The organism is Microbacterium azadirachtae (assembly GCF_025583665.1).
In the GTDB taxonomy this organism is placed as follows: Bacteria; Actinomycetota; Actinomycetes; order Actinomycetales; family Microbacteriaceae; genus Microbacterium; species Microbacterium azadirachtae.
In genome coordinates, this window is sequence record NZ_CP099706.1 from 1,819,547 (window position 1) to 1,829,369 (window position 9,823).

Below are 9,823 nucleotides of genomic sequence, written 5' to 3' on the forward strand. Positions count from 1 at the left end.
CACAGCGGACGCCGCCCGGCATCCGTCGGCACGGCTCGTCAGCGTGTGGGGTCGGTGCCGCGGCTGAGCTCGTCCCAGCTCTCCACGGCGTCCACGGGGCCCTCATGCGGCGTCGGCGCCGTGCGGTAGCGGCGTCCGCCGCTGCGCCAGCGGCCTGCGGTGACGAGAGCCAGCGCGCCACCGAGCAGCAGGAGAATCCACGCGACGAGCGCGAGCCAGGGCCACACGGTCGTCGCGATGCCGTGGACGAGTGCCGTCAGGGCGGTGTCGCCGGCGAGACCGGTGGCCTTCGTGAGCGCGGGAGCGACCGCGTCGAGCGGATGCTGCCACAGGATCCGCAGGGTCAGCACCAGCAGCAGCCCGCCGACCATGACCGCGATCGCGGCGAACACGCGGCGCAGCACGGGGCCCACGAGCGCGAGGGCGGCGACCACGGCGAGGGCGGTGAGGCTCAGCGGCGCGAGCACCGGGACGGCGGCGTTGCCCGCCACCTCGAGAGCCTCTCCCCCGTCGGCCCGGTCCACGACGAGCCAGGTCTGCGTCGACGACAGGACCCCGAGACCGCCCGCGAGCAGGATCAGCAGCAGGCTCGTCGACTTCGCGCGGCGGGCGAGCATCACTGCCCCGGCTCGGCGTCGGACGAGACGACGGGATCCAGATCCCGTCCGTCGAAGCAGGTGCGGGTGCCCGTGTGGCACGCCACCCCGATCTGATCGACCAGGAGCAGCACCGTGTCGCCGTCGCAGTCGAGGCGTGCCCCGCGCACGTGCTGGACGTGACCCGAGGTGTCGCCCTTGCGCCAGTACTCCCGGCGCGACCGGGACCAGTAGGTGGCGCGTCCGGTGGTCAGTGTGCGGCGCAGGGCCTCCTCGTCGGCCCAGGCCATCATGAGCACCTCGAGGGTGTCCCACTGCTGCACGATCACGGGCACGAGGCCCTGGTCGTTGTAGGTGACGAGGCCCAGGTCGGCCTCGAGTCGGTCTTCGCTCATCGGACCGGCACCCCCGCTTCGCGCAGCGCGGCCTTGACGTCGCCCACCGTGAGCTGGCCGGAGTGGAACACGCTCGCCGCGAGGACCGCGTCCGCACCCGCGGCGATGGCGGGGGCGAAGTCCTCCGCCTTGCCGGCGCCGCCCGAGGCGATCACGGGCACGCTCGAGACCTCCCGCATCAGCCCGGTGAGCTCGAGGTCGAAGCCGTCCTTGGTGCCGTCTGCGTCGATCGAGTTCACGAGCAGCTCGCCCGCGCCCCGCTCGATGGCTTCCCGCGCCCACTCCAGCGCGTCGAGGTCGGTCTCGGTGCGGCCTCCGTGCGTGGTGACCACGAAGCCGGAGGCCGTGCGCGCGCTGCGCTTGACGTCGAGCGAGAGCACCAGCACCTGGGCGCCGAACCGGTCGGCGATCTCGCCGATCAGCTCCGGCCGAGCGATCGCGGCCGAGTTCACGCCCACCTTGTCCGCGCCGACGGCCTGCAGCCGCGCCACGTCATCGACCGAGCGGACGCCGCCGCCGACCGTGAGCGGCACGAAGACCTCCTCCGCGGTGCGTCGGACGACGTCGTAGGTGGTGGCCCGCTCGTCGACGGTCGCGGTGACGTCGAGGAACGTGATCTCGTCGGCGCCCTGTGCGGCATAGTGGCGGGCCAGCTCGACGGGGTCGCCCATGTCGCGGAGGTTCTCGAAGTTGACGCCCTTGACGACGCGGCCGGCGGCGACGTCGAGGCACGGGATGACGCGGGCGGTGAGCGACATCAGAGCCTCGCGGCGTGGATCGCGGTGACCAGGATCGCCCGGGCGCCGAGCGCGTAGAGCTGGTCCATCACCTGGTTCATGCCGCGGCGCGGGATCATCACGCGCACGGCGACCCATGCCGGGTCGCGCAGCGGGGACACGGTCGGCGACTCTCGTCCGGGCGCGATCGCCGCCGCCTCCTCCACGAGGTCGGCGGGCAGGTCGTAGTCCAGCAGCACGAAGCGGTGCGCCACCATGACGCCGCGCAGGCGCCGCAGCAGCGTCTCCGTGCCGTCGGCGTCGCCGGGGCGGCTGATCAGCACGGCCTCGGACTCGATGATCACCGGTCCGAAGATCTCCAGGCCCGCCTGGCGGAGCGTCGTCCCGGTCTCCACCACGTCAGCGATGGCGTCGGCGACGCCGAGGCGCACCGCGGACTCCACGGCGCCGTCGAGCGGCACCAGCTCCGCCTCGACCCCGTGCTCGCGCAGGTAGTCGTCGACGAGCCCGGGATAGGCCGACGCGACGCGCACGCCGTTCAGATCCTCGAGCGCGTGGAAGCGTCCGGGAGGGGCGGCGAAGCGGAACGTCGAGCGGGCGAATCCCAGCTGCTCGATCTCGCGGGCCGCGGGGCGCCGCACGTCGCGCAGCAGATCACGGCCGGTGATGCCCACGTCGAGGGCGCCGGAGGCCACGTACGTGGCGATGTCGCGCGGGCGGAGGAAGAAGAACTCGACGTCGTTCTCGGCGTCGATCACGTGCAGGGTCTTGGTGTCGCGGCGGCCGGCGTATCCGGCTTCGGCGAGCATCTCGGCGGCGGTCTCGGACAGCGATCCCTTGTTCGGGACGGCAATGCGCAGCATGGAAGGTCTTTCGTTCGAAGCGGTCGGGGGACGGCTTCACAGATGTCGGTAGACGTTCTCCAGCGTCAGGCCCTTGGCCAGCATGAGCACCTGCAGGTGGTACAGCAGCTGGGAGATCTCCTCGGCCGCGGCCTCGTCGCTCTCGTACTCGGCGGCCATCCAGACCTCGGCCGCCTCCTCCACGATCTTCTTGCCGATCGTGTGCACGCCTGCGTCGAGCTCGCGCACCGTCCCGGATCCCTCCGGGCGCTCGGCCGCTTTGCGGCTCAGCTCGGCGAACAGTTCGTCGAAGGTCTTCACCCTCCCAGGCTACCGGCTCGCGCGAGCCCCCGGAGCCGCGTGACGGCCGCTTCGATGTCATGGGCGCCGTAGACGGCGGATCCGGCGACGAACGTGTCGGCTCCGGCCGCGGCGGCCTGCCCGATCGTGGCGTCCGAGATGCCCCCGTCCACCTGCAGCCACACATCCGAGCCGCGCCGCTTGGCCTCGTCCGCCAGAGCCCGCAGCTTCGGCATGGTCTCCGGCATGAAGCCCTGGCCGCCGAAGCCCGGCTCGACGGTCATGACCAGGATCTGGTCGAACTCGTCGAGGATGTCGTAGAGCGGCTCCCCCGCCGTGCCCGGCTTGATGGCGACCCCTGCGCGCGCGCCGATGCCGCGGAGCGTGCGCGCGAGACCGACCGGATCCGTGGTCGCCTCCAGGTGGAAGGTGACGCTCGCCGCACCGAGCTCCGCATAGCCGGGCGCCCAGCGCTCGGGATCCGTGATCATGAGGTGCACGTCGAGCGGGATCGGGCTCGTGGCCTGGATGCGCTCCACCATCTGCGGCCCGAACGTGAGGTTGGGGACGAAGTGGTTGTCCATCACATCGACGTGCGCGAAGTCGGCCGTCGCGATCCGCGCGAGCTCGGCCTGCATGTTCACGAAGTCGGCGGCGAGGATCGACGGGTTGATGCGGGGAGCGGCGGGGAGGTCGGCGAGAGGTGCGGGCATGCGCCCATTATCCCGGTCGGTGCGGCCGTGCCGCGTACGCGCGCGGCGCGGTCGGTGCCGCCTCGATCACCCGTCCTTGCGCAGGAGCGACAGGAACATCGCGTCGGTGCCGTGCCGATGCGGCCACAGCTGCGCGTGCCCGGATCCGCTCGTCGGCGCGGGCAGGTCGATCTCGTTCCGGGACACCGCGCGCAGCACCTCGCGGGCATCCAGCTCCCGCACGTCGTCGCGATCACGGAGCACGGTCTGCACGACGGCGGCCGTCTCGGCGAGATGGGGCGAGCATGTCACGTATGCCAGCACGCCGCCCGGCTTCAGCGCGCCGAGAGCTGCGGCGAGCAGCTCCTCCTGGAGCGCCGCCAGCTCCGGCACGTCGGCCGAGGTCTTCCGCCAGCGCGCCTCGGGCCGGCGCCGTAGCGCCCCCAGGCCCGTGCACGGCGCGTCGAGGAGGATCCGGTCGTAGGCCCCAGGACGCTCCGCGGCGAGCTCGCGACCGTCCTCCTCGGCGACGTCGACCGGGAGAGGCACGGGGGCGACCGCTTTGCGGACCAGCCCCGCACGGGCCGGGACGACCTCGTTCGCGTCGAGCGTCGCGCCACCGCGCAACGCCTCGGCCGCAAGCAGTGCCGTCTTGCCGCCCGGCCCTGCGCACAGGTCGAGCCAGCGCTCCCCCGGTGCGATCGGCCGGGCGCCGACGAGGGCGAGAGCCACGAGCTGGGATCCCTCGTCCTGCACGCGCACGCGTCCCTTCGCCGCCGCGACGACCGCGCCGGGGTCGCCGCCCTCGGAGCCGAAGGCGGTCGGGGCGTAAGGACGACGAGGTTCCCGGGGCTCGGCGAGCCCGGGCAGCGCCACGAGGGTGACCTCCGGGGCTGCGTTGTCGGACGCGAGGAGCGCTTCGAGCTCGTCCTCCCGCCCCTCCGCCGCCAGCGCGCGCCGGAGTGCGCGGATGATCCACACGGGGTGCGCGAAGCGCAGACCGAGGCGCTCGTCGTCGGACCGCGCCGCCTCCGTCACGGCGTCGAGCCATTCCTCGTGGGTGCGGGCCGCCACGGTGCGGAGCACGGCGTTCGCGAAGCCCGAGGCGCCGCGCCCGGCGTGCCCCGCCACGAGGTTCACCGTCTCGTTCACCGCGGCGTGCGGCGCGACGCGCGTGCCGAGCAGCTGATGCACTCCCAGGCGCAGCGCGTCGAGCACCGGCGGGTCGATGCTCGCGACATCGCGTCCCGCCGCCCGCGCGATGATCGCGTCGTAGGTGCCGAGCTGGCGCAGCGTGCCGTAGGCGAGCTCCGTCGCGAGGGCCGCATCCGGACCGGACAGGCCCGCGTCGCGGATCGCGCCGGGCAGCAGGAGGTTCGCGTACGCATCGGAGGCGCTCACGGCGCGGATCACGTCGTAGGCGACCCGCCGCGCCGGTTGCACCGTCCGGCTCCGCGCCTGCGGACCGGCGCCGCGGCGTGAGGTCGTCCCGCGTCCGGTGCCCCGCTCGGTCCTGCCCTGCGGCGCCCGACGGTCGTCGCGGTTCCTCTGGTCCTGACCGCCCATCACGCCTCACCCCGCCCGGCGTCCTCGCCCAGCCGCACCGTCTCGCCGTCGGGGACGCGCAGCCCGCGGAACCAGTCGGCGGCGGCCATGGCCGCCTTGCCCGCCGGCTGCACCTGCACGAGCAGCAGAGGGGCGCTCCCGGTGCCGACGAGCACGCCGCCCTTCACCCCGCGGAGCTCGCCGGGCGGGAGTGGATCCGCGTCCTGCGTCCGCGCCAGTTCGCGCACTTTCAGCGGCGCGCCGTCGATGGTCGTGTGCGCACCGGGCTCGCTGGTGACGCCCCGGTAGCGGGCGAACACGGCCTCGGCCGGCTCGTGCCACGAGAGCAGCCCGTCCGCGAGCCCGAGCTTCGCGGCGTGCGTGACCTCTCCGCGCTGAGGCCTCGGACGGGCGCTGCCGTCGGCGATCGCGGCCACCGCCTCCGCCGTGAGGCCGGCTCCGTCGACCGCGAGGGACGCGAGCACGGCGTCGGCGGTCGCATCGTCGGGCACGGAGAAGACCCGCTCCGCGTGCACGTCGCCCGCATCGAGTTCCGGCACGAGCTGGAACACGGTCGCGCCCAGCTCCGCGTCGCCTGCGATGAGTGCGCGCTGCACCGGCGCGGCGCCGCGCCAGGCCGGGAGCAGCGAGAAGTGCAGGTTGATCCAGCCGTGCACGGGCGTGCTGAGCAGCGGCTCGCGAACGAGGCCGCCGTAGGCCACGATGACGCCGAGCTCCGGACGGAGCGCCGCGATGCGCGCCGTCGCCTCATCGTCCAGGCGCGCGGCCTTGATGGTCGGGATCCCCAGGGCTTCCGCCTCCTGCGCGACGGGCGACGGGGTCAGGATCCGCTTGCGCCCGAGCGGAGCGTCCGGGCGAGTCACCACCGCCACGATCTCGTGCTGGGCGGCGAGGAGGCGGAGGGTGGGCACGGCGGCCGCCGGCGTGCCGGCGAAGACGAGGCGCATGAAAGGTCCTTCGGAAGGGGGCGGCGGACGCTCGTGACGAGCGGCCGGTCAGAGGTCGGGTTCGATGACGTCGAGCCTCACCGAGAGCGTAGTCCGTACCGTGCGGCCGCGGCCCCGCCGGCGGCCCATGGCCTCGGCGACCACCGCGGCGCGAAGGGTCGAGGCGACGCGGGTGCCCTCGGCGTACGGGAAGCGCACGAGCGCGCGCTCGCGCTCATCGGGGTCGCCGTCGATCGGCACGGGGCCGAGCACGGCATCCGGCGGCAGGTGCAGCGCGGCCAGGTCATCGAGGGCGCGTCGGACACCCGCTCCGGTGCCCTCCAGCTGCGCCACGCGCACCGTCGGCGGCATCCGCAGCGGCGCGCGCTCGGCGAGCTCGCTGCGCGCATAGGAGGCGTGCGACCAGGTGGCCAGGGCGCGGGCGACGGCGCCGTCGACGCCGACGAGGTGCACGGGCGCGCCCGGCGCGGCCAGCGCCGCGGCGTTGGACCACCAGCGCAGGCACGACTCGCCGATCCGCAGCTCCGGCGCCTGCAGCATCCGGGATCCGTCGAGCAGCACCACGGCGCGGTAGCCCCCGATCGCCAGGGGCTCGGCCCCGCGCGTGGCGACCACGAGCGCGGGCTTCGCATCCACCCGCTCCACCGGGTGCGCGCCGTCCGCGACGATCACCCGGATGCCCGGGAACGCACGGCCCAGCTCCTCCGCCGTCCGCTCGCTGCCCGAGGCCGCCAAGCGCACCTTCTCACTCCCGCAGGCGCTGCACGACCACGCTCGGGCCCCCCGCCCGCACCAGGCGCAGACGGGAGTCGCACCGCGATGGGCGGCACCGAGCGGTCCGCCGCAGGACCGGCACCGGGCGGGTGCGCGGCACGACGCGCACACGAGCGTCGGGGAGAATCCCGGCCGCGCCACCTGCAGCAGCACCGGACCGGTGGCCGCGGCCTCCCGTGCCGTGAGGAATGCGCGGGAGGGGAGCCGCTGTCCGCGCCGATCGAGATCCTCGGTCGAATCGAGCACGACCCGCGGGAGCAGCCGGCGCTCCGCGGCGATCGCCCCGCACCAGCCGCTCTCCACGAGCCTTTCGACGTCGGTCGTCCGGGTGTGGCCGGCGAAGAGGAGGGCGGAACCCTCCTGCTCCTGACGGAGGAGGGCGACATCGCGGGCGTGCACGCCCGGCGCGAGCGGCTCCGCGAGGAGGCTGTCGCCGTCGTCCCACAGCGCGACGAGTCCCGCCCGCACCGGGGCGTAGGCGGCGGAGCGGTTGCCGATCACGATGCACGGGGCATCCTCGAGGGTGCGCAGATAGGCGCGGTAGCGGTCGGGACCGCTCTGGCGGGAGTCCAGGCGGGCGATCGGCGCGTCCGGAGCCAGCGCCTGCAGGGCGGAGATCAGCAGGTCGAGATCCCGGTAGTCCGGCACGACGAGGATCGAGGACTCCCCTGCCTCGAGCGTGTGCGCCGCCGCGGCGGCAAGCAGCCGGGTCCACTCCGGAAGGTCGTCGGGGGCGAGTCGCGGGACGGCCTCGACGGCGGCGCGCCCCTTCTCGGCGATCACCTCCGTCAGGCCCGCGTACTGGGCGAGCGTCGCCGCGACCTGAGACGCAGCTGTGGAATCCTCCGCGGCCGACGCGGGCTGCGCCCCGTCCTCCGCCCGAGACCGCGCGCCCTCGGGGTTCTCCGCGCCTGCCGCGAGCCAGGCCTTCTCGACCCTCACCTGGCGCTTGGGGACGATCAGCCGCAGCACGTCGGACGCGCCGCCCGCGGCCCGATCGGCCACCCGTCGGGCGAGGGCGTGCAGGCGTTCCGGAAGCACCTGTGCGCGGGAGACGACGGCGTCGAGCTCCGCAAGGGTGCGGGCGTCGTCCTCCTCGACCGCGATCTCGACGACGAAGGCGTCCACGACGCGCCCCGCCGAACGCAGCGGCACGCGGACGCGCACGCCGGGAAGGGCGTCGCCGGTCAGCTCCTCGGGGATCGCGTAGTCGAAGAGTCGATCCAGCTGCGGGACCGGCGAGTCGAGCAGCACGCGAGCGATCGGCCGGGGCACGAGCGGGTCCTGCCGTTCCGCGAGCGGGTTCAGAGGCCGGCGGCCCGGCGCAGGTCCTCCGCGCGGGTCGTCTGCTCCCAGGTGAACTCCGGCAGCTCGCGTCCGAAGTGCCCGTAGGCGGCGGTGGCCGCGTAGATCGGGCGCAGCAGATCGAGCTCCTCGATGATCGCCTGCGGCCGCAGGTCGAACACCTCGCGGATGGCCCGGGTGATGGTCTCGTCGTCGACGGCGCCCGTGCCGAACGTCTCCACGTACAGGCCCACGGGCTGCGCGACGCCGATCGCGTAGGCGACCTGCACCTCGAGACGCTCCGCGAGTCCCGCGGCGACCGCGTTCTTGGCCACCCACCGCATCGCGTACGCGCCCGAGCGGTCGACCTTCGAGGGATCCTTGCCGCTGAAGGCACCGCCGCCGTGGCGCGCCGCGCCGCCGTAGGTGTCGATGATGATCTTCCGGCCGGTGAGGCCGGCGTCGCCCTTCGGGCCGCCCGTCACGAACGGTCCCGCGGGGTTGATGTAGTCCTTGACGCCGTCGAGGTCGAGCCCCGTCGTCTCCAGCACCGGGGCGATGACGTGCTCGCGCACGAGCGCACGCAGCTCCTCCTGGGAGATGTCGGGGTTGTGCTGCGTGGACAGCACGATCGCATCGACGGTCTTCGGCGTGAAGCCGTCGTACCCCAGGGTGACCTGCGTCTTGCCGTCGGGACGCAGGAACGGGAGCGTGCCGTCGCGACGCACCTGGGTGAGCCTCTCCGCGAGCCGGTGCGCGGTCCAGGCAGCCATCGGCATGAGCTGAGGCGTCTCGGTCGTCGCGAAACCGAACATGATGCCCTGGTCGCCGGCGCCGAGCAGGTCGCGCGGGTCGCGGGATCCGCCCTCGCGGTGCTCCTGCGCCTGGTCGACGCCGCTCGCGATGTCGGCGGACTGCTCCCCCACCGAGACGCTCACGCCGCAGGACGAGCCGTCGAATCCCGTGTCGCTGGAGGTGTAGCCGATCCCGTTCACCACTTCGCGGACGATGGTGGGGATGTCGACGTAGCCCGAGGTGCGGATCTCCCCGGCGACGTGCACGAGGCCGGTCGTCACCAGCGTCTCGACCGCGACCCGCGCACCGGTGTCCACCGTGAGCAGCCCGTCGAGGATCGAATCGGAGATCTGGTCGCAGATCTTGTCCGGGTGTCCTTCGGTGACGGACTCGGAGGTGAACAGACGCAGCGCGCTCATCGGTGCTCCCTAGGTGTGCGGGGCGGGTGGCGGGGCGGGATCGTGTCCGGGTGCGGACTGGACCGCCCGATCCCAGTATGGACGGAGCCGCCGACATCCTCGGACCGGATGACGGCGGCTCCCTGTCTGAAACCGACGGAGTCAGCTCACTCCGCGTGGCGGATGCGGAGCTTGTCCTCGTTGATCTCGTGCAGCGCGATGGTCAGGGGCTTGTCCTCGACCGAGGAGTCGACCAGCGGACCCACGTTGTCGAACAGGTTGCCCTCGTGCAGGTCGGAGTAGTAGTCGTTGATCTGGCGCGCGCGCTTGGCCGCGTAGATCACGAGCTCGTACTTCGACTCGACGCGCTCGAGAAGGTTGTCGATGGGCGGGTCGATGATGCCCTGGTTGTTTCCGGCCATGGTGGACCTCCTGTGTCTGGCGACGGTGCGTCGCGGAGAAGAATGCGGGCGCGCTGGTCCTTCGACGAGCCCAAG

11 protein-coding genes are annotated in these 9,823 nt (G+C 73.4%); all 11 read right to left on the minus strand.

Annotated features, from left to right (window positions below; all coding sequences use genetic code 11):
* Window positions 1-38: 38 nt before the first annotated feature.
* Window positions 39-617 (minus strand): Trp biosynthesis-associated membrane protein, encoded by a 579-nt coding sequence (locus NFX31_RS08685; RefSeq protein WP_045252154.1) that lies wholly within the window; start codon window positions 615-617, stop codon window positions 39-41.
* On the minus strand, window positions 617-991 hold the full coding sequence (hisI, locus tag NFX31_RS08690; protein WP_045252005.1) for a phosphoribosyl-AMP cyclohydrolase: 375 nt from the start codon (window positions 989-991) through the stop codon (window positions 617-619). The genes NFX31_RS08685 and hisI overlap by 1 nt, the downstream gene beginning before the upstream one ends.
* Window positions 988-1,749 carry an imidazole glycerol phosphate synthase subunit HisF gene (hisF, locus tag NFX31_RS08695; RefSeq protein WP_045252004.1) on the minus strand — a complete coding sequence of 254 codons (762 nt, stop codon included), beginning with the start codon at window positions 1,747-1,749 and terminating at the stop codon, window positions 988-990. The genes hisI and hisF overlap by 4 nt, the downstream gene beginning before the upstream one ends.
* On the minus strand, window positions 1,749-2,591 hold the full coding sequence (gene hisG / locus NFX31_RS08700; RefSeq protein WP_045252003.1) for an ATP phosphoribosyltransferase: 843 nt from the start codon (window positions 2,589-2,591) through the stop codon (window positions 1,749-1,751). Before hisG ends, hisF begins: the two co-directional genes overlap by 1 nt.
* 36 nt (window positions 2,592-2,627) lie before the next feature.
* Window positions 2,628-2,891, minus strand: coding sequence for a phosphoribosyl-ATP diphosphatase (locus NFX31_RS08705; RefSeq protein WP_045252002.1), 264 nt, complete (start codon window positions 2,889-2,891; stop codon window positions 2,628-2,630).
* Window positions 2,888-3,583, minus strand: coding sequence for a ribulose-phosphate 3-epimerase (rpe, locus tag NFX31_RS08710; RefSeq protein ID WP_045252001.1), 696 nt, complete (start codon window positions 3,581-3,583; stop codon window positions 2,888-2,890). The genes NFX31_RS08705 and rpe overlap by 4 nt, the downstream gene beginning before the upstream one ends.
* A gap of 66 nt (window positions 3,584-3,649) precedes the next feature.
* Window positions 3,650-5,128: an RsmB/NOP family class I SAM-dependent RNA methyltransferase gene (locus NFX31_RS08715; protein ID WP_082072468.1), complete on the minus strand. Its 1,479-nt coding sequence runs from the start codon at window positions 5,126-5,128 to the stop codon at window positions 3,650-3,652.
* Window positions 5,128-6,075 carry a methionyl-tRNA formyltransferase gene (gene fmt / locus NFX31_RS08720; RefSeq protein ID WP_045252000.1) on the minus strand — a complete coding sequence of 316 codons (948 nt, stop codon included), beginning with the start codon at window positions 6,073-6,075 and terminating at the stop codon, window positions 5,128-5,130. The genes NFX31_RS08715 and fmt overlap by 1 nt, the downstream gene beginning before the upstream one ends.
* Before the next feature lie 48 nt (window positions 6,076-6,123).
* The gene (locus tag NFX31_RS08725; protein ID WP_045251999.1) at window positions 6,124-8,124 is read right to left on the minus strand and encodes a primosomal protein N' family DNA-binding protein; all 2,001 of its coding nucleotides are present in this window, start codon (window positions 8,122-8,124) and stop codon (window positions 6,124-6,126) included.
* Window positions 8,125-8,153: 29 nt separating this feature from the next.
* Window positions 8,154-9,347, minus strand: coding sequence for a methionine adenosyltransferase (metK, locus tag NFX31_RS08730; protein WP_045251998.1), 1,194 nt, complete (start codon window positions 9,345-9,347; stop codon window positions 8,154-8,156).
* 146 nt (window positions 9,348-9,493) lie between these two features.
* The gene (gene rpoZ / locus NFX31_RS08735) at window positions 9,494-9,748 is read right to left on the minus strand and encodes a DNA-directed RNA polymerase subunit omega (RefSeq protein WP_045251997.1); all 255 of its coding nucleotides are present in this window, start codon (window positions 9,746-9,748) and stop codon (window positions 9,494-9,496) included.
* Between the last annotated feature and the right edge of the window lie 75 nt (window positions 9,749-9,823).

Excerpts from the sequence above, each read along its gene's own strand:
- NFX31_RS08685 (WP_045252154.1), bottom strand. The coding sequence starts at position 617 with ATGCTCGCCCGCCGCGCGAAGTCGACGAGCCTGCTGCTGATCCTGCTC.
- hisI (WP_045252005.1), bottom strand. The coding sequence starts at position 991 with ATGAGCGAAGACCGACTCGAGGCCGACCTGGGCCTCGTCACCTACAAC.
- hisF (WP_045252004.1), bottom strand. The coding sequence starts at position 1,749 with ATGTCGCTCACCGCCCGCGTCATCCCGTGCCTCGACGTCGCCGCCGGC.
- hisG (WP_045252003.1), bottom strand. The coding sequence starts at position 2,591 with ATGCTGCGCATTGCCGTCCCGAACAAGGGATCGCTGTCCGAGACCGCC.
- rpe (WP_045252001.1), bottom strand. The coding sequence starts at position 3,583 with ATGCCCGCACCTCTCGCCGACCTCCCCGCCGCTCCCCGCATCAACCCG.
- NFX31_RS08715 (WP_082072468.1), bottom strand. The coding sequence starts at position 5,128 with ATGGGCGGTCAGGACCAGAGGAACCGCGACGACCGTCGGGCGCCGCAG.
- fmt (WP_045252000.1), bottom strand. The coding sequence starts at position 6,075 with ATGCGCCTCGTCTTCGCCGGCACGCCGGCGGCCGCCGTGCCCACCCTC.
- metK (WP_045251998.1), bottom strand. The coding sequence starts at position 9,347 with ATGAGCGCGCTGCGTCTGTTCACCTCCGAGTCCGTCACCGAAGGACAC.
- rpoZ (WP_045251997.1), bottom strand. The coding sequence starts at position 9,748 with ATGGCCGGAAACAACCAGGGCATCATCGACCCGCCCATCGACAACCTT.